The following is a 21,423-nucleotide window of genomic DNA, read 5'->3' on the forward strand; positions in this document are numbered from 1 at the left end:
GTGGTAGAATAACTATGATGCGATCGCCATACAGCCGGCTGCAACAGCGCTATACTAAACAAACTCAGCAGCGCCTGATCCTTTCTCTGATTGGTTCGATAATTTTGGTCGTTATTTTGGTAATTTATGGTCTGCCGGCTCTTTTTAATTTAACCGGCACTATCAGTAGTTTTCGCCGGGGTAATTCTGCAACCGTTTCCTCTGATAACACCGTCGCTCCAACTACCCCAGAACTTTCCCAGGACCTGACGGCGACATCTTCGGCCCACACCAAGGTTCACGGCGTTGCCGATCCGAACATCACCGTGGAAATTTTCCAAAACGGACGTTCTTTGGGAACCGTAGTCGCTTCAAATGATGGCACTTTTACCCAGGACGCCGATTTGGAAAAAGGTCCAAACAGCTTTACCGCTCAGGCGGTTAACGACGCTAATCAGAAAAGCGATGTTTCCGAGGCCTATGTTGTCAGCTTCCTTTCCGGCCAGCCAAAGTTGGATTTATCCTCGCCCAAAGACGGCGACTCATTTAATAACCAGACTATTTCTGTCAGCGGGGCCACCGATCCGGGCGATACGGTTTCTATTAATGACCGGCTGGCGATTGTCGACAAAGACGGTAACTTTTCTTATTCCCTCAACCTAAACAGCGGAGACAACAAATTGAAGATCACGGCCACTGACCCGGCCGGCAACACTACCTCTAAAGAATTAACCGTCAAGTACCAGCAGTAGGAATAACCACTCCATGACCCAGGGGTACAAAAGAGTATTGTTGAACCAGGAGTGAACAAAAACTGCCAGAAAACTCGCTTTAAAAGCCAAACTTTTCTTCCCCGCAATCCACATCCCCCGCAAGACCCCAAGATAAGCGATCAGGCCGACGATTCCGGTTGTCGCCAGGACCAAAAGTATGGACGAATCTGCCCCGGCTCCGGCATGGCTTTGGGTACTGGCGTTAGTCACGTAGCGGTAGGCGTCAAAACCCCTGCCTAAAATCGGGGTCTTTTCCCAAATCATTACTGCCTGTTTCCAGTTATTAATTCGGGCGATGGCGCTGTTCTCCCGGCCGAGCTTGGTCCCTTCGCCCAGACTTTTCGGCAACAGGGGAATGGCAATCAGGAGAACTATAGTAGCAACAAGAATTATTTTTAATGACTTTTTGTACCAGGCGATGATCCCGAAACCAACCAGATAGGCCAAATACGACGCCCGGGAGTAAGTCAATAAAAGAGCGGTATAAATTATTGAAAATTGAAGAATTGAAAATTTGTTTAAAATTTTAAATTTAAAATTAAAAATTGAGAATAATCCTAAGGTCAGAATTATTCCCGTAAACCCCGGGTCTAGAAAGGTAGATATCAACCTAAAGTAATGTTCGTCCCAATTCTGGGCCGCTAAAAAAGTGGTATCCGGCATGAGAAGATATTGGGCAATACCGGCCAGAGCCACGATTAGAACTCCCGCAATTAAACCTTTTTTTATTAGCTCTTTTTCCTTCGTCTCCCTAAAAGCAAAATAGATCCCGGCATAGGCCAACCAACGAACTGCATACATCCCGGCAACCGCTAACTGGAAAGGTGTATAGCGGGAGATATTAACCAAAAGCGAAAGAGCCATGGCTGCAGCCCAGATCGCCACCGGCCAGAACAGCGCCGATTTTTTCCCGGTCCGCAGTTCCCGGATAATCCCGATTCCCCCGACTATACCAACTGCCAGATCATTCAGATGCAGCGTAACCCCGTTTCCCAAATCGAATCTTCCCAACTGCCCAAGCGGAAAAAGAATTAAGAGCAAAATTAACAGGTATTTCATTGCGTCTTATAGATAATTGCCCCGGTTAATTGATTCTCATAAATTTTAGTTCCCCGGTTCCCCTTATGGCTCTCGTTTCTCCCATATATTAAAGTGTAATCAGTCTTCTCCCCTTTATACCATGTTTCATCTACGAACGGAAAATCAACATAATATAGATTATGAAATCCTTTAACTAAAACCAGGTCGGAGCTCTTGATGTTTTCGGCAAACCACCCGTCGCAATCCACAAATACCGCCGTGGAAAAATCCAAGTTCTTGCAGAGATACTCCGTTCTGGTTTCTTTGCCGGTCAGATAGGGGATTATTTTTACATTTGCTGCCGATCGATAAGCAATGCTAAAAACCACAAAGACTCCGGCCAGGGCAACCAACCATCTTTTTTTACTAATCATCTGAGTTGCCAGAACGGCATAGACTGGTAAGTATGGCAGCAAATACCTGCCGCCGCCCCCCTGCGGCGTTACCAGCCAAAAAAGAAAAGTTGCCAGAGTATATGCCCAAAGGAAAAAGTTTGTCCGGTTTAAAAACGCCAGAAAGAATAAAGGATTTAACTTATTTTCGGTGAATAATCCAGACAAACTTGAATGCTCATTAGTATTTAAAATGCCCGCCCCCAGGGGATAAAAAGGATAACCGGTTTTTTGCCAAGCCCAGATAAACCACGGCCCGCCGAGAAAAACGGCCGGCAACAAAAAAGAAAAATTAAAACCGCTTAAAACAAACAGGATCGCCAGACTCCCAATGGCTAAAGTTTTGGTTCCGATGGCTAAACCTGCTGCGGTCCCGGCCATAACAAATTTTTTCTCCAACAACCAGTAAACCACGAGGGCTTCAAAAAACGTCCGGATTAGATCGACATAGGCACTCCCCGACAACCAGCCCAAAAGGGGAGTGGCATAAAAAATTACCGCCGCCAGTAAACTAAATTTTTGATCCAGGTATTTGCGGGCAATTTTATAAGTGACAAAGGCGGCTCCAATACCGGCCAGCCAACTGATTAGATGTGCTCCCAAATCCCCCGCCTCCCCCATCACCCGCATTGCTCCCAAAAACAAAAATTCTCCCAACCGGGGCATGGCCGAATAATAAAGCAGTCCGCCGGGAATAAAGTCAATTCTTCCCCACATTAAATAGAGTTTGGGAATTGTCAGGTGATACCACAAGGCGTCGAACCCCAGCTCCGGTCCTAACGCCCCAACCAAATTAACGAGCGCCGCAAAAATAAGAATCGCAGACAACATGAAGCCTCCGTTAATCCGCTTTAAATTCGTGAGAATCTTGGTCCTCATATTGTTTCACCCGGACAACCAGCGATTGAAAACTCATCATAAAAGCATGAACAAAACCCGCTGCTCCGTCCAAAAATCCCAGTCGCCAAAGATAATTTTGAAAAAACTTTGCTGCCGGGTTGGTCACTACCCGCCAATAGCTAAAAGTTTTTCCTTCCCGAACCAGTTCTCTCGCGTCAATGTCAGTGTAGTAATTAATTTTAGAAATAAAGTCGGCAATTGTCGTATGCGGATCATGGAGTAAGTAGTTCTTTAGCGTCGCCGCGTTTTTAATATCCCAATATTCATGGACGCTTCGTTTCCATTGTCCGGCGTCTTTTTTTCCCAGCCGAAGAAGTTTAATATTTCCGGTTTCTCCATGCCTGAGCCACTTTCCCAGGAAGAAATCTTTTCTTCGAATATAGTATCCGTAGTATTTATTATCAAGCCGCGAGATCTCCTCTTCCAGCTCCGCAGTCACTTCCTCGTCCGAATCCACAAACAGCACCCAGTCCGCTTCCGCTTTTTCCAAAAGAATGTTTCTTTCCGCGGCAAAATCCGTAATCGGACCGTTTTTTTTGAGAGTAACTTTAGAGAATTTCATAAACGGAATCTTTATCAAATCCGGCGACCTTTTTTAAACCAATTTTCCAGGAGTTGGGCGCCACCACTAATTTTATCCCCTTCCCCTTCAAAAAACTAATCGTTTCGGCGGAAGGAAAATCTTTTTGTAGCCATTTAACGCTTTCTTCCCATTCCTTCGGAGAAAAGCCGGAATAGCCGTTATACATCGGGTGCCAATGAATTGTAGAATAATATTCCCGCAGAGTTTCCGTTTCTACGCCCGGCTGGTCCCACCAGCCGTAAATGGGAAACTGAACAATTGGGGCTCCGGGGAAATTATCTTTTAGCCAACTCTGCTCCGGCGGAAAGTTCTTAACGGAAGGGACCTGGACATATTTTAAGGGCCAACTTATTTCCAGGAGAATGCCTATGGTCCCCAAAACGCACACAGCCCATTTTGTTTTCTCTTTTAGCCTGCCAACCCATAGGCCAATAACCATCGCAAATGCAAAGGCCATCAAAATTATCCACCGGGAGGGAGTTCTGATTCCTGCAAAACCGGGAACCAGGTAATAAAAAACCAGATAAGGCAAGGGAATTGCCGGAATCGGGCCAACATGAATTGTATTTCGAAAAACATGAAGACCCGGTCCCAGCGCTAAAATGAAAGAGCTCGCCGCTAAAATGACAAACGTTTTTGTGTATTTTTGTTTCCACATTTTTCTCACCCCGATCATGGCTGCCACTGTCAATAGCATAAACACGCCGCCCAGGTATCCGGGTGTCAGATTGTCTTTAATGCCTATGTATTGACTTAGCCGGCTCACAGTCCCGATATTTAGCAGGTCCGGAACCTGGAAAGAAAAATTAATCGCGTCAGTAATCGGCCGCTGGTAGTGAAATTGCCTTGATACTAAATAGTAAGGCAGCAAAAATGGCGCCGTTATTAAAATTGCCAATAACAAAAACCCGGCTAATCTTAATTTATCCTTAAACCCGCTAATTCCCCAAATTCCCCAGATTACCCCTATCGCCAGCAAAAAATAGAAAAACATGACGGTCGTCAGTGCCGCGGCCAAAAACATCAAAATAAACAAGCGGTATCTTTTCTGAAGCATGAATAAGGTCGCCAGAACAACCGGCCAAAAATTAAACAACTGCAAATGCGGCATATAATTTAGATGGATTATGGAGAAGGAAAAGAGAACTCCAATCAGAAAGGCCACCGGCTTATTTTTTGTTAGATAGTCCAACAATAAATACAGAGAAAAACCCGTCAAAGCAAAACCAAGAAGAAAATTAATGTTGTAAGCTAAAAGCGGTTCGCCGAAAATTTTGACAAACGGCAGGGCAATCAAGGCTTCGGGGAAGAGCAAATCAGAAAAAGCAAGAGTATTAATATAGGGATAAAAAATATTAGTGTTGTAACTAAAACTACGAACGTTCCAGTTCAGAATCCAAGTAATCAAAAGTCCGTCAATACGGTCAATAATGTTAATATTCATGTGCAAAATGAGCGGCCAGGTAACCCAAATTGTCAGCAACGAAAAGAGTCCAAGAACCAGTAAGTTCTTTCGCATTTGATTAGTTATCGTACTTCCCTGGCTACTCTGATAGCCATAAACCCGAGGGCCAGCGGCCAAAAAATAGGGGCCACCCATTTACGGATAAACAGAAAATTACTCTTTAGATTTTGCCGTATTTTAAACTGATCACGAGTAAACCGGTGTTCCGAAATGTTATGCTCTACTATTATATTAGGATCTACAGCTACTTTAAGACCTGCCGCTTTCGCCCGTAAACAAAAGTCCGCGTCTTCGAAATAAAGAAAAAAGCGCTCGTCAAAAAATCCGATCTTTTCAAAAACCCCTTTTTTCACCACCATGCATGCCCCCGATACATATTCGATATTTTTTTTCAAACCCCTCACTTCCCCCATATCCCCAACTTCTGTGTGGGTAGTTCTTCCCAAAACCCAATTCACTTTTCCTCCCATGTCATAAACCCATTTCCCTTTGCGCCTAAACCTCAACACTGGGCTGACAATATCCGAATCCGCGTCAATCCGCTCCAAATCCGCGGAAATCTTAACGTCAGGATTCACTAGGAGTACTCTCTCTGCTCCCCGCTTCAGCGCCACCTTTATCCCCTTGTTTACCCCTCCCGCAAATCCAATGTTGTCCTCAGTATTATCTACAACCACCACCCCCAAATCCCCCACAGCCCTCAACTCCCCCGCCAGTTTCCTGACTTTCTCATGGCTCTTGAAATCAACGATGACGGCGATGGTTTTCATGCAAAACTTCTTTAAATACCTTTAAGATTCCGGCGGAATATTTTTTGACATCATAATTTTTTCTGGCGAAATTCAGGGATTTCTTACCTAAAATTCTCCTTTGCTGTTTGTTCTTAATCAGTCTTTCCAAAACCTCTTCAAATTGCTTGCGGTTCTCTACCAAAATCCCCCCTTCGCCAACTACCTCTCCCACACTACCCTTGTTCAAAGCCACGACCGGCAAGCCGCAAGCCATGGCCTCTGTTAAAACAAACCCAAACTGTTCTAGCCAGGTTTTGGACCCGACGGGATAATGAATGTAAATATCCGCTGAATTATAAATTTTGGGCATGTCTTCAAACTTCACTTTCTCTAGATGTGTTATCCCGGGAACATTAAGAAGACTCTCTAACGGCCCGCTGCCAACGACAGTAAATTCCAAAGCGGGAAACTCCTTGTGAAGCTTTTTGAAAGCGGCCACCATTTCTCTGATCCCCTTTTCTGGCACCAACCTACCTACCGTTAGCAGTCTTATTGGCTTCTTGCCTAATTCATGATTCATAATTCTTGATTCAACCTGCGGTCTAAAAATGCTCAAATCCACTCCCGGATTTAGTCTGACAATTTTTTTCGGATCCGCCCCCTCTTCAATTAACACATCTCTGGCCCGGTCAGTAACTGCAATAAACCGGTCCGTATTTTTAATCACATATTGTTTCAATCTTCGTCGCCCCCAGATTCCTTCATTATTAAAAGGAATATTCTCAAAAACTAATGAAATAACCTTTTTGACATAACCTAGATTCTTCGCCTTTATACACTGGTAGGAATAAAAGTAATAAGTCTCCGCACAAAATGCTATATCAAGATTTTTAAGCTTATTCTCTAGACCAAAAAGAACATGCGCATCTACAAAAATTCTATTTAGAACAGCCATTTTCCCCCTATCTATGCGACCAAAGTTTAAATCAACAGGACACGGTAACTTAACAAAATCCATAAAAGATAAACTAGACAAGTCTGAAACTGGCATTAGTCCAGTAACCAGCTCTAACCTATTTCCCTTTTGCAGGTAGCGCATTCCTCCTAATTCAAAAGGGGAAGCAAAATCCCCTCGCACAATTGCAACTTTCATAGATTTTGAAGCTCCCAGACTTTTATTTTTTCAACCAAATTATAAATCGCAAACAAAAAGCACACAATTATTCCAAAGTAACCATCTAAAAAACCTTCTTGCAAAAAGAAAAGTTTAAAAAAGGTCTTTAGAGGTGAAAGTAAAACGTCTGTAATAGATACCTTATAGGGATAGAATTTAGCATCTAGATCAGTATATTTGTTCGTCTTTTCTATGAATTCACCTATCGAAGTATAATTATAGTGATTATATGCACTACTCAAAAATCCAACTTCGCCACGAACAAAAATCTGCTGGTGATATTTAAATGGGTCATAATGCCATTTCCCAGCACGTACAAGTCTTAGCTCATGAGAATCAGCCTTAACAAAACCATGAGAAATTTGATGGCCAAACATGAAAATCTTATTCTTCAAATTAAAACCAGCATAATTACTTGTGTCTGCAAACAGCAGTTTTTTAATCTCACTTTGTAATCTCCGGGAAAGTACTTCATCCGAATCTAATTTTAGAATCCAATCTCCACTCGCTTTTTGCATACCAAATTTTCTATTTTTATCAAAGTTGCCATCTCTAGGAACTCTTTCGTAAACAATGGCATGAAACTTTTTCGCAATTCGAATTGTGTTATCCGTGGAACCCATATCCACGACAATTATTTCATCGGCCCACCTAATACTTGAAAGGCAATCTTCGAGTTTCGAACCACAGTTCAGTGTTGGAATTACAACTGATAGACGCAATTTTCTCATTAAACAATTTACATATTGACAAACATAAATAACAATTTTACGATTAGTTAATTGAAAAGATTATACCTTTTTATCTTTTCGTTTATCTTCCTTACCTCAATACTATTAACGCTCCCGCCGAGTGCATTAGCTATCACCCTTCAATGGAAATCAGTTTATAGTTCTACAGACGAAAGTACAGAAATTAAGTTTTCGGATCAGAACACAAATAAGGTATTTAGTTCAATAAGGAAACATAACCCAAGCAGTTACGATATATTAAAATCCGTTAACGGTGGATTAAATTGGTCAAGTGTTAAAAATAACCTCCCTTCGGGGCAAGATATCAATTGGATTGCCATTAAACATTCTGATGATGATGTCATCGCAATTAGTTTATGGGGATCAGGAATACATTTAACCGAGAATGGTGGCAATTCGTGGACAAAAATATACGACGCGTCTTCTCCCAGAGCAACTGGCATAGATCCAATATCTTCAAATCGCATTTTCGTAGGAATTAGTGATAACGCGCCAGGTTTGTATAGAACATTAAATAAAGGCGCCTCCTGGACTAATTCAAACCTCGGCAATGCAAACAGTGTCGATATTATTACTGATCCAAACAACCAGAATCGCATATTTGCCAGCGTTGGGAATACATTATATCGTTCACTCGATGGAGGAGATAATTGGTTAGCATTGCCACTAAACGGTGGGTTTACTGGTGGCCTAATTGATAAACTTGTATCAGACAGAATTTATATTTCAACGGATAATGGTTTTTATAAATCTAACGACGGAGGAAACTCTTGGTCAAAAAAGACTGTAACTACTGGTTCACAATTTATTTTCAGAGTTGCTCAAGATCAAAATGGATATTTATATGCATCTGTTAGAGAGGCTCCCTATAGTGTTTGGAGAAGCAAAGATTTTGGGGAAACTTGGGAAAATGTTGGCGATCCGGCTTGGGGGTCGAGAAACACTTGGGGGCTGGACGCCGCCGGGCAAAGAGTGATTGTCAGTGTTGAAGGCTTGGGCATCTATTACGCCGACACCGTTCCCAGCGAGTCGGATCCTGTCGTTTTTATCCCAGGTTTTGGAGGATCGTGGTCCTACAAAGGAATCGTGGAGAACCAGCCGACGACATATGCTGATTGGCAGTTAATGCCGGTGTTCACGGATTCGTATTATCAGCCGCTCCTTTCCACTTTGAAAAATGCCGGGCTAACCAACTCGGGCGCAAACCAAAATCTGTTCACATTTTCCTATGATTTTCGCAAAACCATTACGGATAACGCGGCCAGCTTGAATACTTTTCTCGCCAATGAAGTTCAGCCAAAAAATCCGGGCAAGAAAGTCAATGTTATCGCTCACAGTATGGGAAGCCTAGTCGTGCGAGATTGCTATGAAAAAGACACCGGCTGTTCAGACAAAATCGGGAAAATTGTGACGGCAGGCGGGCCGCACCTGGGCACCATCAAAGCCTACCAACTTTGGGAAGGCGGCCAGGCAGATGTTGATCTGGGAACAAAAATAGCCATGGAGCTGGTGCTGCATACTACCGGCCTGCCTTATCTTTCTGATAAAGACATTATTCAAAACAAAATGCCCGGCGTCCGGGATCTTCTGCCGGTTTTTGATTACATTTCCGGAAAACCCTATTCTTCACTAAGCTCCGTGGCCAGAAATCCCAATTTGGAAGCCCTCTTTCCGCTCTCGACCAATTTTAAAAACAGCCTGACACCGCTTTCTGGCAATAACCAACAAACCCCGTCAGGCTTTACAACTGCGTCTAGAAATGCCCTGGATATTGCTTTAAATCTCTGGCCCGACGGCAAGCCTGCAAGCTATACAAATGCAGTCGGCGATGGAACAATCCTTAAAACCAGTTCCGAAATTGCCGGCTTGGCCGCCAATAAATATTACGACTTGAGTCATAATGATTATTTTCAAAACACCGCTCCTCTAACAGATATTCTTCATGCTTTTGATCTGACCGGAAGTATTGCCACAACCGTAACTGAACCCACATCATATCTTTCTTTTATTATCCATTCCCCCGCCACAATTGAAATTAAGAATAAAGACGGGAGTCCGGTGGGGAAAAACCTTGACGGAAAAGCAGTTTTTATCGCGGATCCAGTAGCACAAAGCTACCAGGTGATTATTAGTGGTACCGGCAATGGCAATTTTCAGCTGGATGCTTTCTATATCAATAACACCCAAACAATTAAACGAACATTCAGCGGAAGCATAACTTCGGGTGCAACAAAAACCACAGTGTTTAATTTTTCTTCTGACCCCGGGCAAAGTTTTTCTGAAACCAATGGAGCGGTTACCTTAACTTCGTTCCGCCAAAAAGTCGCTGCTACCAACTTGCGAAACCTAAAGATTATTGAAGCCACTGTAGTGGCCGCAGTCAACGATATTCAAAACAACCGCAACCGGAAGGCAGCCTTTACCCGGCTGGAAAAAGCTAATCTGGACACTATCGGGTTATTAGCGACGGACAACAATGGTGTTAATCGCCAAAATCTGCGGGAACTTTCGGAGCAATTGATTTTTGTTACTAACGCTCTTAACCAACAATACCGCTTAAACCCCCCAGGCCCCACAACCAACTCAGAAATTTCTCGAAGCCAAAGTTCAGTTAACCGGAAACTGGCCAAAAGCAAATTGACCAACCGCGAGGCCAGTAATCTTTTGCTTTCGCAAAGCCTTCTGGCCGACTCTAACGCCTTAAAAAATTCCGGAAAAAACTATCTGGCTATCCTCTTCGCCCGCGGAGCCAATCTTCTGTCAAACTAATAGCGGATTGTTCTTTTAGGAAAATATCCTTTTCTAACATTTGGAATCTTCGAGGATTCCCGATCTTTAATTCTTTTGGGATAAACAAGTTTGACTTCGTGTCTGCCCTTGGGATTGAATTTATAGCCTTCGACTGGTTCCTGGCTTCCGTCATCCCTGAGATGATAAATCGTCCCCGCGACTCCATCCTTCCTAAGTTCCAGCAGTTGTTGGCCCCAGAAAGGCAAAAGCTGGGAAATTGTTTCATTGGAAGTAACATATAGTCTGATAGTGGAGCGATCACTATAAAAAGTGATATCCCCAGAAAAAAGAGTATTGACTAGCTTTCCGTCAAGGCCAACAATGGTTGCTTCAGGACACATGACAGAATCTTAACACGCCTTTTTGCCTCTGTGAAGGCCCAAAGTGAAACCTGATATAATAACAAGATAAAGGACTCGTAGTTCACCAGCAGAACGCTCGATTCACATTCGAGAGGCAGGAGGGGCGGCACCTCCCGGGTCCACCAAATAAATCTATTGTTTATTTCTTCAAAACCCGATAAACTTATTTCTGTGTTCGAAAGTTTAAAAAGCCTGTTTGGGGTTCTCTGGGAATTCGTCGAAGCGGTCGTGTTCGCTTTGATGATTTTCTTTGTCTGCTATTTATTATTGTTCCAGCCTAATCAGGTCAAAGGCCACTCCATGGAACCCACTTTCCATGACGGCGAATATATTTTGACAGACAAAATTTCCTACCGTCTTGGTTTTCCGCAGCGCGGCGATGTCATTGTCTTCAAGTCGCCGAAAAACGCCGATGTCGATTTCATTAAACGGATTATTGGCCTGCCGGGGGAAAACCTGAAAATTTCCGGCGGAAAAGTTTATATTAACGGCACCCTTCTGGACGAAAGCGCCTATCTGGACCCGTCAGTTTATACCGGGCCGGAAAGCTATTTGGCTGAAAATAAGGAAATCGTTATTCCTTCCGGCTATTATTTTGTCATGGGCGACAACCGGATGCAGTCTTCTGACTCCCGGGATTTCGGACCTGTTCTGCCCAGCGAATTTATCGGAAAAGTTTTCTGGAGATACTGGCCGATTAATCGTTTTGGAAGAATTGCCGGGGTTAATTACTCCGCGCTGCCGACTTCTACCGAGTAGCTTTCTCCGTCAACCGGGAAAGCTTTTTCCAGAGCGTCATCTACTTTGCGCATGACATCGGAGCTCTTGTCCAAACCCGCCTTAACTACGATCATAAACCGCAACTCCCGCATTGACTGAGTTACTTTGACTTTGCCACCCAGGCGGGCACTTAAACGGTTTTCAATCAGAGTAATTTCGTCGCTATGCACCCTCTCGGTTTCTGAAGCGGGTTTTACTCCGGCTTTGGCTTTATATTGGCGGGAAAGTTCTTCCGCCCGGCGGACCGACCCGCCTTCCCGCAGAATTTGGCGCAGAGCCTCCACCATCTGGTTGGGATCTTCAATTCCTGCCAGTGCCCGGATATGGCCTTCAGTGACAATTCCGGAAAGCAGAGCATCTTTTAGGGCGTCGGGAAGCGTCAGTAGCCTTAGGGAATTACTGACATAAGCCTGGGATTTGCCGATTCGCTGCGCAATTTCGGCCGTTCCCAGTCCAAATTCATCCATCATCCTCTTGAAACCCTGAGCCCGTTCCAACGGGTTAAGATCTACCCGCTGAACATTTTCCACCAGGGCCATTTCCAACATGCCCCGATGGGAAGTTTTCTTAATAATACAGGGAACCTGGGTTAAACCGATAATTTTCGAGGCCCGCCAGCGTCGCTCTCCGGCAATAATCTGGTATCCGGCCGGGGTTTCGGCCACTACAATCGGCTCTAAAATGCCGTGTTCTCTAATGGAGTCAATCAGGTCAACCAACGATTCCGGAGTAATCAAGCCGCGGGGTTGCAGGGGATTAGGTTGCAGGACATTTATGTCCAAATGGGTAATTTGCTCGTCAGCCATAATTTATTAAATGACAGAAATGTATCGGTCGCCTCTTTTTTGCGAAAATTGCACGGTGCCGTCTTTAACGGCATAAAGGGTGTAGTCGCCGCCCATCCGCACGCCCAGGCCAGGATTAAACTGAGTGCCCCTTTGACGAACGATAATGTTTCCGGACAGAACCTTTTCCCCGGCAAAAATCTTGACTCCCAGGCTTTTGGCGATGGAGTCGCGGTTTCCTTTAGTAACGGCGCTTCCTTTAACGTGTGACATAGGTGAATACGCAAATATTTCTTTTTACAGCAGCCTGAGGCCGACTGTATTCGAACGGACCTTTAGAGAGAATATAGCCGATAGCCGCAAGTTTGTCAACCACATTTTTCACAAGGGTTTTATCTTCTCCAAAGGCAGGCAGCACCATCACGACGGTTCCGTTTGGTTTCAGCACTTTTTTCCAATCCTGTAGTGCATCCAAGTATAACTTTTCAAGCTTCTCCATAACGCCTGGTGTTTGATACTTAGTATTCCCCGTATTCGGCCCTAGATCAGGTTCAGTAACAATAGCGTTAACACTTCCCACCGGAACTTTTTTGCTAATCTCCCGCGCGTCAGCCTGCAGCAATTTAAAATTTAAAATTTTAAATTTAAAATTCCTCTGAAGCCACTCAACATTTTCCCGGGTACGCTGTACTTGAGCAGAACTAATATCGCTTGCTATGACTTCATGTCCCAAAACCAGCGCCTCAGAGGCGATTGTTCCCACCCCGCAAAAAGGATCTAAAATAGTCGCTGGATACTGGAGACTGGATACTGGTATGGCCAGATTAACCATTTGTCTCGCCACTTTTGGCGGCAGCATGCCAATATGCGCTTCCACCTCCGGCCGGCCGTAATCCCGCTTATTCCAGTCTTCAAAATCCTGGACCCAAACTGTTCTGGCTGTGTAATCGTTGGTCACTAAAAATTCTACTAACCTTTGTTTTTTAACCACCACGCTGGATAATTCCGTTCCTTCTTTTGGCAGGACAAACCTGGTTTTTATTCCCATATCCCCCAAATCTCTCTTAATCTCTCTCATATCCGGAAGCTTGACACCGTAAGCACTCACCCCAAAGTCAATCGAAGCTTTGCCCATACTTTTCAGGTAGCCGGTTATCGAACTTTCTATTATTTCCCCAGCTTTTACCGTTCCGCCTAATTTCTCGTACGGAATAGGCTGCTCGGTCTCAATCACCAACACTGGGGGTTGGAAGAGGAGTTCTTTACTTTGAAGAAGGCTTTGCAGCTCGGCCCTTGCGAGCTGCGGGCTGTTTCCCAGAATCAGTAGATACTTTTTCATCCCCAATAGACAGAACTTTAAGAGCGGTAATTAGCGGTCTAAAACCCATAACTTTTCGGTAGCGCACTTTCGACTTGAATTTGGCGACGCGGATCTTCTCGCCTTTACCATTGCTGACAACTTCAGCAGTCACGCTCGCCTTTTCCACCAGGGGAGTGCCAATAGATATTTTGCTGTTAACAGCCTGGAGGAGCACCTCTTTAATTTCGACTTTCTCTCCCGTCTTGCCTAAATTTCCGTTAATTTCAAACACGGAACCTTCGGACACGAGGTGTTGTTTTCCGCCAAATTTAACCACGGCAAAATTCATAGTAGTCAGATTGTACTAAAAAGACCGCTCTTGCGCAATATTTTCCACAATTCCCAGGGCAATGAAGGTTGCCAGAACCGAAGAACCGCCATAGGAGACAAGCGGCAAAGTGATTCCGGTAACCGGCATAATGCCCATATTCATGCCAATATTAATAAAAATTTGGCCCAAAAGCATCATTGCCAAACCGGAGGAAAGGACCCGACCGAGCTTATCAGGCGCCGCCTGGCTGATCTTAAAAATCCTCCAGATCAGAACAAAATAAACCAAAAGCAGCACTCCGGCCCCGATAAAGCCCAGTTCTTCAGCCAGGGAAGCAAAAACAAAATCCGTGTGGTGCTCCGGCAAAAAAAGCAGTTGCGATTGAGTTCCCCGACCCAATCCCAAACCAAATAGTTGGCCCGAGCCCACAGCGATAGTCGCCTGAATGGCATTATAACTGGCTCCGAGCGGATCTGAAGCTGGGTTCACAAAGCTTATGATTCGGTTTTTTTGGTAATCTGCCAAAAAATGCCAGAACAAAGGTAAAAATATTATTCCTCCAACTCCGGCGGCTACCAGATAGAAGATATTTATTCCCGAAAGAAAGATCATCGTCCCAAACCCAGCCAGATAAACCAGGGCACTGCCCAAATCCGGCTGCTTGAAAATTAGAAGCATGGGCACTACCCCCAGAAGCGCCGCCGTCAGGTATTTTTTAAAATTTGTCCTTCCTTCAGTAAGAAAAACTGCCAGACTGGACAATAAAAACGGCTTTAAGACCTCCGAAAATTGCAGCCGGAAACCAAGGATGGAAATCCATCTCATCGCCCCTCGGCTTTCCAGCCCTAAAATTAAAGTTACAAGGAGTAATCCAAGAGAAACCGCGTAAATTTGTTTCCAGATACTGCCAAATACCCGGTAATCGATTTTGGAAAAGATATAAAACAGAACAAAACCAATCAGATAGTAAAATACCTGCGAAGCCGCAAGCGATGAGGCAACGCTGCCAATAATTGCCACCCCAAAGCCGCAAAGAACGAGAATACAAACAACAATACTGAAGTCAAACCCTTTCGATGCGAAGTTCATTCCCTTTAACAAGTTTTGTAGCTAAAGTTTCCCGGGAAATGTAGTCAGTATACTCCTTCGGCCAATCGGGAAGATAGACGACAACTTTTTCGTCCAGGCTGGTTCCGGCCGCTTTTCTGGCCTCCTGAATTTCCCGCACCAAGTCCCGCGCTGTCCCTGCCGCTTCCAGCTCCGGGGTCAGTTTTGTATCCAATTCTACATTTAGTTCTCCTTTACCCAATGTTTGTACTACGTTTTTAACGTTAGTTTCTTCTTTCAATAATTCTACTAATTCTTCATTCAATTCAAATTTCAAATTTCGAATTTCAAATTTGGCGAGTGGTTGTCGAAGTCTGATATTCGCCGCTTTCCGTTGCGCGTGGGTTAATTCGGCTATTTTTCGTACTGTCGCCATCTCTTCCAGGAGTTTTTTATCAACTTTCCCCGCTTTTGGCCAGTTTTCTAGATGAACACTTTTATTACTCGTCAGGTTGTGATATATCTCTTCCGTGACAAAAGGCATAAATGGAGCCAGAAGTTTACTCAAAGTCACTAACACTTCGTAAGTAGTGCCATAAAATTCGTCATCTCTGCGGTCCCGGCTCCGACGCAGATACCAGGTAGAAAGGTCATTAACGAAGTCTTCGGTGGCCTTAGCCGGCGTCATCGCGTCATATTTATCCAACCCCATGGTATTTAGCTCGATAGTTTCGTTCAGTCGGGCTAAAATCCACCGGTCCAAAACATTTTTACTCACCGTTTTCTTCGGCTGCCAATTATCCAACCGGGCATAGGTGATAAAAAAAGCGTAGACATTCCATAGCATCAGGTAAAATTTTCTTTTTACTTCTGTGGCCACATTAGCGTCAAAATAAATATTGTTAGCCGGATTTCCCGATTCACAAAACCACCGAATAATATCCGCACCAAATTTGTCAGCTCCCTCAACAAATTCTATGGCGTTACCTAAACTCTTATGGAATGGCCTGCCTTGAGTATCCAGCATTGTCCCGAAGCCTAAAACTGTTTTCATTGGGTTTGTTTTTTCCAGGACGGTACTCATGGTAATTAGCGAATAAAACCAATTCTTAAACTGGCCGGGGAAAGATTCAGTAATGAAATCTGCCGGAAACCATTCTTCCCAGTACTTCCGGTTATGCAGATAATCTAAGGTCGAGAACGAAACGATTCCCGCGTCTAGCCAGGGGTTTCCGACATCCGGTATTCGGGATACCGTTTCCCCGCACTTGGAACATTTGATTTTTACTTCATCAACCCAGGGTTTATGAGGCGAATGGTCTTCAAACTTTTCCCAACCTTCGACCGCTCTTTGGTGCAATTCCTCCTTACTGCCGACCACCTCAAAGTGGCCACACTTTTTACATTCGTATATCGGCAAAGCTAAGCCCCAATAGCGGTTTGGTTTGGAAATCAACCAATCATGCATATTTTTAAGCCAATCCAGCTCCCGGTCCAAACCGAATGCCGGCAACCAGGTGATTTTTTGAGCCACCGCCATCAGCTGTTCGCGTAGAGTTCTCTTTTTCTTATCCGTCGGGTCGGCCTCGTCCATGGCGATGTACCATTCGTCAGCGACTTTCCAAACCAGCTCCGTTTTACAGCGCCAGCAGGCCGGATAGCGGTGAGTGTAATCCTCAATTTGCCAGGCAAAACCCCGCTCGGTCATCAAATCCAAAACTATTTCCGGGTGTTTCTTGGCGTTCCGGCCAGCCAGATATTCCAGCGTCGGCAGATAGTCCGCGTTATCCGCAATCACCGGGATCATAGGCAATCCCAGTTTTTTGCCCAGTCTGAAATCTTCTTCTCCGGCCGAGACCGCCGTATGCACCATTCCCGTTCCCTCTGTCGTCGTGATAGGCATTAGCAGCGGATCAGTGGCAACAACCGTGTGGAACTTTGGATTTTCGGCCGCTTTCTTAACCACTTCGAGATTATCGAAAGCTCCGCGGTACTTCAGTCCCGTCAGGTCTTTACCTTTTGCCTCCCTTGTCACCCTCGCCTCCCCCATCAGTCTGTCTTTGGACTGTTTGACAAGCCAATACTTATCCCCTTTCTCGTCTTCCGCCAGGACATAATCAAAATTTTCGTCGACGGCAACGGCAATGTTGGCCGGAATAGTCCAGGGAGTCGTTGTCCAAACCAGAAGATACTCTTTATCCCGATCCACGATTGGAAAACGCATGTAAATTGATTTGTGAGTCAGTTCTTTGTAGTCTTCAGTCAGCATCTCGTGTTGGGAAATCGCCGTTTCGCAGCGCGGACACCAGGGCACTGATTCGTGGCCTTTATAAATCCAGCCGCGTTCAAAACAGACTTTCAAAAAATTCCAGATCGTATAGTTGTTTTCTTCAGACATAGTAAAGTACGAGTTTTCCCAGTCCATAAAATAGCCGAGGCGTTTGCTTTGCTCTGTTTGGATCGAAGAGTACTTAAGGACTCTTTCTTTGCAGCGATTAACGAATTCCGCCACACCGTAGAGCTCGATATCCTTCTTGGTCTTAAAACCCAGCTCCTTTTCCACTTCCACTTCTACCCACAAGCCCTGGCAGTCAAAACCATTCTGGAACCGTTGCTTTTCGCCTTTCATGTTATGGTAGCGCTGGAAGAGATCTTTGTAGGTCCGACCCCAGGCATGATGCACTCCCATCGGATTGTTAGCGGTTATTGGGCCATCAAGAAAGGAGAATTTCTTTTTTGATTTGTCATTTTTATGCAGATATTTTTCCACCAAACCGGATTCGTACCACGCCCGCAATAAGTCGCGTTCCATGGCCGGAAAATCCATCTGTGCCGGAACCGGTTGAAATTGCTGTTTCTTCATTTTTAGTACAAAAAAACCGTCCATCTACATTATATATTAGGACGGTTCGATATTAAGCCGCATGCGCTGAGCCTGTCGAAGCGTGGTACCACCTAACTTACTTCTCATTTTGTGAGGGTCTAATCACGCGCTTTCGGCGTGCTTTCTTCCCCGGCTCCGCAGTGATATCTGCATCTTTGCCTCTTTTATTTTAGCACTTTGTATTTTATTCTGCAGCCTTCGTTCCTGAAAAGCCCCAGGGCATTCTTTATCCTTCGGCCCGACACAACTCACATCCTGCTGTCGAATATCTTTTGTACAAATCGGAATTCGTCTAGTACAGACAAACCTTCCCTGACACTTAAGTTCACCTTGTTGTACCAAAACAACTACTGTGCTCGTAAGAGGTCGGCGGTAGAAACACTTAGGTCGGTATTTCTCAACCATTAATATTCAGCATGTTTTCCTTACCTATCGTTCATTGAGCTTAACGACAATAGGCCGTATCAGTTGAATTCCTAAACTGGCCAGCTTTTGGCCAATACCGGCCAAAAAACCCATCAAAACGATATGAGCGAACAGATTGGCGCTGTCGTTAATAAGCGACGCCGGAATAATTTCCGTTGACGGGCTACTTATCCCCCGAGTCAATTGCGCCGGCAAACTCCCGGTCAGGCTTTGACCTAAATTAAGAAAAATTCCCTGCGTTTGAAACAGCTGCACCGGCTTGGCGGCCCCAGTAAAAACCTGGAAGACGCTTAGAGCAGCAACTATTATAAATATTATTCCAATGGCTAAAAGAAAATAACCAATAACTTTTTCCGTCATTATTTAATATACCATTTCTTACTTCCCTTTTCTCATAAAAGCGGGGACATCAAAGTCGTCGCCAAACTCATCAAAAGAGGGCGTCGGGGCCGGAGTTTCCGGTTTTTGTTCTTCCGGCTCATCGGGCTGTGGCTTGGTAACTGTGGCTTTATTGTTATCAGCCTGCGCTGCAACCACTCCGGGTGCGAAATTGCGGTCATAACGCAGTTCCCGCAGCCTCTGACGGTTTTCGTCAAAGCCGGTAGCAATGACGGTTATCTTTATTTGATCAACCAGGGATTCATCGATAGTGGCTCCGAAAATAATGCGCGCGTCGGGGTCAGCAGCCGAAGCAATAATTTTAGCCGCATCATCAACTTCCGTCATGGTCATATCCGGACCGCCGATGACATTAAACAAGACTCCACGGGCTCCATCGATAGTTAGTTCCAGAAGCGGGGAAGCAATTGCCTGCCGAGCGGCCATGCCCGCCCGGTTTTCACCGGAGCCCACACCAATTCCCATTAAGGCTGAACCGGCATTGGACATAATGCTTTTAACATCGGCAAAATCCCGGTTTATTAGTCCCGGCATGACAATTAGATCGGAAATGCCCTGTACAGAAGCAGAAAGGACAGAGTCCGCCATGCGAAATGCTTCTAAAAGAGTAACTTTTTTATCCACTGTTTCCAGAATTCTCTGATTGGGAATGACAATCAGGGCGTCAACTTTGTCTTTCAGACCAGCAATTCCGTCTTCCGCTACCACCGTCCGGGCCGTTCCTTCAAAGCTAAACGGCTTGGTGACAACTCCCACGGTTAAGACTCCCGCCTTTTTGGCAATATCGGCAATCACGCTTGACGCTCCGGTTCCCGTTCCTCCGCCCATTCCAGCGGCAATAAAAATCATATCCGCGTCAATGATCTTTTCCTCAATCTTTTTTGCCGATTCCTCAGCTGCCTGCCGACCTTTCTCCGGATCCCCACCGGAACCCAAGCCGCGGGTCAAATTTTCTCCAATTTGAATCTTTGTCGGAGCCGGATTGGTTAAAAGAACCTGAGCGTCGGTGTTAATGACCACAAAATCCACGCCCTTGATCGTTCCGGAATTAATCATTGAAGTGACAGCGTTTCCTCCTCCGCCGCCGACGCCGATAACTTTAATTTTTGCGAAGCGTGTTAAATCTGGTTTAATTAGCATTAATGTTGGTTAAGGCAGAAACCCCTTAACGAAATTCCCCAATTTCGGCAGGAAATTCTTCAGGGGCAGGCTTTGCGCTATCCTACCAAACCCGCCGATATTTGGCAAGGACAGAGAGGGCAGTTTGTGAACACTATTAGTTCCCGTATCTTTTGCGCCGTAAAGAATCAGTCCGACAGCTGTAGAATACTGCGGGGAAACCAGTTCGTCAATCAGCCCCGTTAAAGCCGTTTCCCCATTACCGCCACCGTCAGCTGGCTTGCCAAACGGGGCACCTGTCCGACAGGGCATAGCCAGCCGCTGTCGGCAGCATTCCACAATCCCCACCGTTTCCGCACCACCCCCGGTAATTACCACTCCGGAGGGTGTCATTCCTGCAAAGCCGCTTTTTTGAATTTCCATTCCCACAAAGGTAAAAATCTCCAGCAAACGGGGCTTAATAATCCCATCAATCAGGGTTTTGCGCGAGATCTTCCTCACATCTTCAGGAAGACTCAGCGATTCCAAGTCCAGTTCGTCAGAAGATTTTGGGGTTTCCACTCCAAGTTTGGGTTTGTCCTTACGCGACAGGAATAACTTAATTTTCTCGGCGCTTTCCAGACTGACGCGAAGGCCCACGGCGATATCATTGGTCACATTACGCGCTCCCACAGGCAAAACACTGGAATAAGACAGCGCGCCGTCAACCCAAACAGCTACATCTGTCGTCCCGGCCCCAATGTCTACCAGCACGACTCCCAGTTCTTTTTCCGTGTCAGAAAGAACCGCTTCGGAAGAAGCCAGACCGGAAAAAACCAGGCCTTCGATTTCCACGCCCACTTCATTAATACATTTCCCCAAATTACGGATAGCCGTTGTGGCTCCAGTAACAATTTGCGTGTCCACTTCCAACCGAACCCCAGTCATGCCCATTGGGTCTTTAACGCCACCTTGACCGTCAACCACAAAATCCCGCGGGATCACATGAAGAATTTCCCGTGATGAAGGCATGGAAATTGCCTTGGCCGCCTCCACAACCCGCTCCACGTCCAAATTATTTATCTCACCTTCAGGCTGAGCCACGGCCACAACTCCCTTGCTATTCTGACTGGCAATATGACCTCCTCCTACCGAGACATGAGCCGATCCGATCGAAACTCCGGCCATCCGCTCCGCGGCATCCACACTCTCGGAAATCGCGCTCACCGTTTCTTCAATATCCACAATCTGGCCCTTGCGCAGGCCCTTTGAATTAACCGTGGAAACACCAATAACGGAAAGTTTATCTTCCTTTATGTTCGAGGCGATAATCGTCGTGATTTTTGAGGAACCGACATCAATTGCAGTAATAATTTTGTCTTTTGCCATGAT

Annotated in this window: 21 protein-coding genes and 1 tRNA gene; 4 read left to right on the top strand and 18 right to left on the bottom strand. The window is 45.3% G+C overall.

Annotated elements, in window-relative coordinates; all coding sequences use genetic code 11:
• Positions 1-14 precede the first annotated feature (14 nt).
• The gene (locus tag M1403_00925; protein ID MCL4397570.1) at positions 15-731 is read left to right on the top strand and encodes an Ig-like domain-containing protein; all 717 of its coding nucleotides are present in this window, start codon (positions 15-17) and stop codon (positions 729-731) included.
• Here the strand turns inward: M1403_00925 and M1403_00930 are convergent.
• From M1403_00930 to M1403_00965, 8 genes are all read right to left on the bottom strand, one after another.
• Positions 708-1,811: an O-antigen ligase family protein gene (locus tag M1403_00930; protein ID MCL4397571.1), complete on the bottom strand. Its 1,104-nt coding sequence runs from the start codon at positions 1,809-1,811 to the stop codon at positions 708-710. The genes M1403_00925 and M1403_00930 overlap by 24 nt on opposite strands.
• Entirely contained in the window at positions 1,808-3,103 is a 1,296-nt protein-coding gene (locus M1403_00935; protein MCL4397572.1) for a hypothetical protein, read from the bottom strand. Before M1403_00935 ends, M1403_00930 begins: the two co-directional genes overlap by 4 nt.
• Positions 3,066-3,686, bottom strand: a complete 621-nt coding sequence (locus M1403_00940) for a hypothetical protein (GenBank protein ID MCL4397573.1) — start codon at positions 3,684-3,686, stop codon at positions 3,066-3,068. The genes M1403_00935 and M1403_00940 overlap by 38 nt, the downstream gene beginning before the upstream one ends.
• Positions 3,673-5,226, bottom strand: a complete 1,554-nt coding sequence (locus M1403_00945; GenBank protein MCL4397574.1) for a hypothetical protein — start codon at positions 5,224-5,226, stop codon at positions 3,673-3,675. The genes M1403_00940 and M1403_00945 overlap by 14 nt, the downstream gene beginning before the upstream one ends.
• Before the next feature lie 8 nt (positions 5,227-5,234).
• Positions 5,235-5,942: a glycosyltransferase family 2 protein gene (locus M1403_00950; protein MCL4397575.1), complete on the bottom strand. Its 708-nt coding sequence runs from the start codon at positions 5,940-5,942 to the stop codon at positions 5,235-5,237.
• Positions 5,917-7,056, bottom strand: a complete 1,140-nt coding sequence (locus M1403_00955; GenBank protein MCL4397576.1) for a glycosyltransferase family 4 protein — start codon at positions 7,054-7,056, stop codon at positions 5,917-5,919. The genes M1403_00950 and M1403_00955 overlap by 26 nt, the downstream gene beginning before the upstream one ends.
• Positions 7,053-7,808: a glycosyltransferase family 2 protein gene (locus M1403_00960; protein ID MCL4397577.1), complete on the bottom strand. Its 756-nt coding sequence runs from the start codon at positions 7,806-7,808 to the stop codon at positions 7,053-7,055. The genes M1403_00955 and M1403_00960 overlap by 4 nt, the downstream gene beginning before the upstream one ends.
• Before the next feature lie 248 nt (positions 7,809-8,056).
• Positions 8,057-8,272 (bottom strand): hypothetical protein, encoded by a 216-nt coding sequence (locus tag M1403_00965; GenBank protein MCL4397578.1) that lies wholly within the window; start codon positions 8,270-8,272, stop codon positions 8,057-8,059.
• A 55-nt stretch (positions 8,273-8,327) separates the two neighbouring features.
• Between M1403_00965 and M1403_00970 the strand changes: the two genes are divergently transcribed.
• Positions 8,328-10,598 carry a hypothetical protein gene (locus M1403_00970; protein ID MCL4397579.1) on the top strand — a complete coding sequence of 757 codons (2,271 nt, stop codon included), beginning with the start codon at positions 8,328-8,330 and terminating at the stop codon, positions 10,596-10,598.
• Here the strand turns inward: M1403_00970 and M1403_00975 are convergent.
• Complete coding sequence (locus M1403_00975; protein MCL4397580.1) at positions 10,595-10,960, bottom strand: hypothetical protein; 366 nt, start codon at positions 10,958-10,960, stop codon at positions 10,595-10,597. The genes M1403_00970 and M1403_00975 overlap by 4 nt on opposite strands.
• A gap of 71 nt (positions 10,961-11,031) precedes the next feature.
• On the opposite strand from M1403_00975, the gene M1403_00980 reads away from it, so the two are divergent.
• Positions 11,032-11,106, top strand: a tRNA-Val gene (locus M1403_00980).
• A gap of 46 nt (positions 11,107-11,152) precedes the next feature.
• Positions 11,153-11,740 carry a signal peptidase I gene (gene lepB, locus M1403_00985; protein MCL4397581.1) on the top strand — a complete coding sequence of 196 codons (588 nt, stop codon included), beginning with the start codon at positions 11,153-11,155 and terminating at the stop codon, positions 11,738-11,740.
• Here lepB and M1403_00990 read toward each other — a convergent pair.
• The 9 genes from M1403_00990 to ftsA all read right to left on the bottom strand — a co-directional run bounded on the left by M1403_00990 (position 11,710) and on the right by ftsA (position 21,420).
• A complete protein-coding gene (locus tag M1403_00990; GenBank protein ID MCL4397582.1) occupies positions 11,710-12,567 on the bottom strand; it encodes a ParB/RepB/Spo0J family partition protein in 858 nt (285 codons plus the stop codon). The genes lepB and M1403_00990 overlap by 31 nt on opposite strands.
• 6 nt (positions 12,568-12,573) lie before the next feature.
• Positions 12,574-12,819 (bottom strand): bL27 family ribosomal protein, encoded by a 246-nt coding sequence (locus tag M1403_00995; protein MCL4397583.1) that lies wholly within the window; start codon positions 12,817-12,819, stop codon positions 12,574-12,576.
• The gene (locus M1403_01000) at positions 12,806-13,885 is read right to left on the bottom strand and encodes a methyltransferase domain-containing protein (GenBank protein MCL4397584.1); all 1,080 of its coding nucleotides are present in this window, start codon (positions 13,883-13,885) and stop codon (positions 12,806-12,808) included. Before M1403_01000 ends, M1403_00995 begins: the two co-directional genes overlap by 14 nt.
• Entirely contained in the window at positions 13,809-14,195 is a 387-nt protein-coding gene (gene rplU / locus M1403_01005; GenBank protein MCL4397585.1) for a 50S ribosomal protein L21, read from the bottom strand. Before rplU ends, M1403_01000 begins: the two co-directional genes overlap by 77 nt.
• 15 nt (positions 14,196-14,210) lie before the next feature.
• Positions 14,211-15,266, bottom strand: a complete 1,056-nt coding sequence (gene rodA / locus M1403_01010) for a rod shape-determining protein RodA (GenBank protein MCL4397586.1) — start codon at positions 15,264-15,266, stop codon at positions 14,211-14,213.
• Complete coding sequence (gene ileS, locus M1403_01015) at positions 15,241-18,111, bottom strand: isoleucine--tRNA ligase (GenBank protein ID MCL4397587.1); 2,871 nt, start codon at positions 18,109-18,111, stop codon at positions 15,241-15,243. Before ileS ends, rodA begins: the two co-directional genes overlap by 26 nt.
• A gap of 426 nt (positions 18,112-18,537) precedes the next feature.
• Positions 18,538-18,894, bottom strand: a complete 357-nt coding sequence (locus M1403_01020) for a hypothetical protein (GenBank protein MCL4397588.1) — start codon at positions 18,892-18,894, stop codon at positions 18,538-18,540.
• Between the two features lie 18 nt (positions 18,895-18,912).
• On the bottom strand, positions 18,913-20,073 hold the full coding sequence (gene ftsZ, locus M1403_01025; protein MCL4397589.1) for a cell division protein FtsZ: 1,161 nt from the start codon (positions 20,071-20,073) through the stop codon (positions 18,913-18,915).
• Between the two features lie 9 nt (positions 20,074-20,082).
• Positions 20,083-21,420, bottom strand: a complete 1,338-nt coding sequence (gene ftsA / locus M1403_01030) for a cell division protein FtsA (protein ID MCL4397590.1) — start codon at positions 21,418-21,420, stop codon at positions 20,083-20,085.
• Between the last annotated feature and the right edge of the window lie 3 nt (positions 21,421-21,423).

This window comes from Patescibacteria group bacterium (genome assembly GCA_023380635.1).
Classification (GTDB): Bacteria; Patescibacteriota; Microgenomatia; order JAMCZE01; family JAMCZE01; genus JAMCRP01.

Excerpts from the sequence above, each read along its gene's own strand:
- M1403_00945 (MCL4397574.1), bottom strand. The coding sequence starts at position 5,226 with ATGCGAAAGAACTTACTGGTTCTTGGACTCTTTTCGTTGCTGACAATT.
- M1403_00960 (MCL4397577.1), bottom strand. The coding sequence starts at position 7,808 with ATGAGAAAATTGCGTCTATCAGTTGTAATTCCAACACTGAACTGTGGT.
- M1403_00995 (MCL4397583.1), bottom strand. The coding sequence starts at position 12,819 with ATGTCACACGTTAAAGGAAGCGCCGTTACTAAAGGAAACCGCGACTCC.
- M1403_01000 (MCL4397584.1), bottom strand. The coding sequence starts at position 13,885 with ATGAAAAAGTATCTACTGATTCTGGGAAACAGCCCGCAGCTCGCAAGG.
- M1403_00965 (MCL4397578.1), bottom strand. The coding sequence starts at position 8,272 with ATGCCAGTTGCTCTGGGAGAAGACGCGTCGTATATTTTTGTCCACGAA.
- M1403_01020 (MCL4397588.1), bottom strand. The coding sequence starts at position 18,894 with ATGACGGAAAAAGTTATTGGTTATTTTCTTTTAGCCATTGGAATAATA.
- M1403_00950 (MCL4397575.1), bottom strand. The coding sequence starts at position 5,942 with ATGAAAACCATCGCCGTCATCGTTGATTTCAAGAGCCATGAGAAAGTC.
- M1403_00925 (MCL4397570.1), top strand. The coding sequence starts at position 15 with ATGATGCGATCGCCATACAGCCGGCTGCAACAGCGCTATACTAAACAA.
- M1403_00940 (MCL4397573.1), bottom strand. The coding sequence starts at position 3,686 with ATGAAATTCTCTAAAGTTACTCTCAAAAAAAACGGTCCGATTACGGAT.
- M1403_00935 (MCL4397572.1), bottom strand. The coding sequence starts at position 3,103 with ATGAGGACCAAGATTCTCACGAATTTAAAGCGGATTAACGGAGGCTTC.
- M1403_00975 (MCL4397580.1), bottom strand. The coding sequence starts at position 10,960 with ATGTGTCCTGAAGCAACCATTGTTGGCCTTGACGGAAAGCTAGTCAAT.
- ileS (MCL4397587.1), bottom strand. The coding sequence starts at position 18,111 with ATGGACGGTTTTTTTGTACTAAAAATGAAGAAACAGCAATTTCAACCG.
- ftsA (MCL4397590.1), bottom strand. The coding sequence starts at position 21,420 with ATGGCAAAAGACAAAATTATTACTGCAATTGATGTCGGTTCCTCAAAA.
- ftsZ (MCL4397589.1), bottom strand. The coding sequence starts at position 20,073 with ATGCTAATTAAACCAGATTTAACACGCTTCGCAAAAATTAAAGTTATC.
- M1403_00955 (MCL4397576.1), bottom strand. The coding sequence starts at position 7,056 with ATGAAAGTTGCAATTGTGCGAGGGGATTTTGCTTCCCCTTTTGAATTA.
- M1403_00990 (MCL4397582.1), bottom strand. The coding sequence starts at position 12,567 with ATGGCTGACGAGCAAATTACCCATTTGGACATAAATGTCCTGCAACCT.
- rodA (MCL4397586.1), bottom strand. The coding sequence starts at position 15,266 with ATGAACTTCGCATCGAAAGGGTTTGACTTCAGTATTGTTGTTTGTATT.
- rplU (MCL4397585.1), bottom strand. The coding sequence starts at position 14,195 with ATGAATTTTGCCGTGGTTAAATTTGGCGGAAAACAACACCTCGTGTCC.
- M1403_00930 (MCL4397571.1), bottom strand. The coding sequence starts at position 1,811 with ATGAAATACCTGTTAATTTTGCTCTTAATTCTTTTTCCGCTTGGGCAG.